General features: G+C 47.6%; 2 protein-coding genes. Both read left to right on the top strand.

Annotation, left to right across the window (positions count from 1 at the left end; all coding sequences use genetic code 11):
* A partial coding sequence (locus tag ACTHUR_RS16990) for an HdaA/DnaA family protein (RefSeq protein ID WP_440399871.1) occupies positions 1-270 on the top strand: 270 nt, incomplete at its 5' end.
* On the top strand, positions 267-557 hold a 291-nt coding region (locus ACTHUR_RS16985; protein WP_440399869.1), incomplete at its 3' end, for an HAD family hydrolase. The genes ACTHUR_RS16990 and ACTHUR_RS16985, both read left to right, overlap by 4 nt.

Below are 557 nucleotides of genomic sequence, written 5' to 3'. Positions count from 1 at the left end.
GACCTGCGCACACGCATGGCGTATTGCTTGGTTGACGAAGTCAAACCGTTGACCGACCGGGAAAAAATCGATGCGCTCGTCAGCATGGCGGCTATCCGTCAGGTAACCATCGATCCAGAAATTTTCGAATACCTGCTGAACCATTGGCGGCGCGATATGGACAGCCTGATGCAAATGCTCGATACCCTCGACAATTACGCCGTTATGATGGGCAAGCGCATTACTTTGCCGCTTTTGCGCCAGCTTTTAAAACAACAGGAAACCCAATGAAAAACCTTGCCATTTTCGACCTCGACAATACCTTAATCAATACCGATTCGGATCACTCTTGGCCGCAATACCTGATTAAAAAAGGCATAGTCGATGCGGCTGAAACCGAGGCGCAAAATGAAAAGTTCTACCAAGACTATCAAAACGGTTGTCTTGATATCGATGCCTTCCTCAAATTCCATCTCGCGCCTTTAGCCCGTTTCAGCAAGGAAGAATTGGCTGAGTTTCATCGCGAGTTTATGGCCGAATATATTGTTCCACACATTTCTCCGATGCAGCGTATGTTG

The sequence above is a fragment of the Neisseria sp. P0021.S007 genome (assembly GCF_051956855.1).
This window is presented reverse-complemented; position numbering and strand designations above follow the sequence as displayed.